At 37.8% G+C, this 1,282-nt stretch carries 1 protein-coding gene; it reads left to right on the top strand.

Annotated elements, in window-relative coordinates; genetic code table 11:
* Positions 1 to 161: 161 nt before the first annotated feature.
* The coding region (locus tag ACXYMX_RS17075; RefSeq protein WP_459045434.1) for an IS4 family transposase at positions 162 to 1,282 on the top strand (1,121 nt) is incomplete at its 3' end.

Raw genomic sequence — 1,282 nt, 5'->3', positions numbered from 1 at the left:
TGCCCACTAGCGTTGCATAGAAGTAAAAATATGTAAGATGTCCTTAATTAGGAAATTATTATCGTAGTTTAATAACTTGCAAAAACACAAAAAAGCTCCTAATGTAGGTAAGGAAACGACGACTAAATCAGTTCCCTACACTATCAAAAAGGAGCTCAACCATGACCAGTGTAAACCAGAATTTAGTCTTTCGTCAATACTTATCTAATTTACCAACCAATGCTTTATCTTGCCCACTTATGAATTACGATGCGAAGAAGCTAACCGACTTTTCAGTCGTGAAAATCTTTATTATGGCAAGCCTTTGCAAATGGGACAGCCTTAGAGTGATTGAAACCGGCATTCGATCAAAAAAAGAATTTCAGAAAGAAATCGGGGTAAATTCCATCAGTCATTCGCAAATTAGTCGACGTTTAGTTAATTTAAATACTGCTAATCTGTCGGATTTACTAAGCCGACTAACGCAATGTTATTGGAAGCTAAATATGAATGCTAAAGGGCTGAACGCTAATGTTGGCCCACTTCGAATCATTGATGGGACTTATATTAAATTGCCAAAGAATGCATTAAATTGGACTGCAGTATCTAAAGATTCCGCAGGAATCAAGTTGCATGTCCGGATCGTAGCTGCATCTCCTGATAGTGTGTTTCCTGAAAAGATGATTCCATCAACAGGAAACGTAGCCGATTCTGACGCTGTTAATCACATCATTGACGCCGATGGTGCTTTGTATGTAATGGATCGTGGTTACGCTCATAAAACAAAAATGGGTGGCTGGATAGAAAGAGATGTCCAATTTCTTGTCCGTGTTCGAAAAACCTTCAAGATGGAAACGTTGAAGTCTTATAACCCAACACATCCTAAAGTTACGAAGAACGAGTTGGTATCAGTACTTACGCGAGAAGAACCTGTTCGGTATATCGAATTCAAAGATGAGGAAGGAACACCTTTTCATTTGATTACAAATCGGCTAGATTTGACTGAGGAAGAGATTTTAGACACTTATCAAAACCGTTGGTATGTCGAACTTTTCTTTAAATGGCTCAAACAGCACATAAAAGTCAGTCATTTATTCAGTCATTCTCCAGTCGGTATATGGAATCAAATGTATATCGCATTAATCACCTGCGCTCTTACTGAAATTATGCGACTAATTCATCATCCAACCAAAAATAGTTGGACATTCTTAAGTACAGTACAACAATTTCTTTTTTCATCAATAAATGTTCTCTTGAAACACTTCAAGCGGAAGTTAAGAAGGAGCAAGGGCCGGCAAAAAGT

It is taken from the genome of Sporosarcina sp. CAU 1771, assembly GCF_054482775.1.
This window is presented reverse-complemented; position numbering and strand designations above follow the sequence as displayed.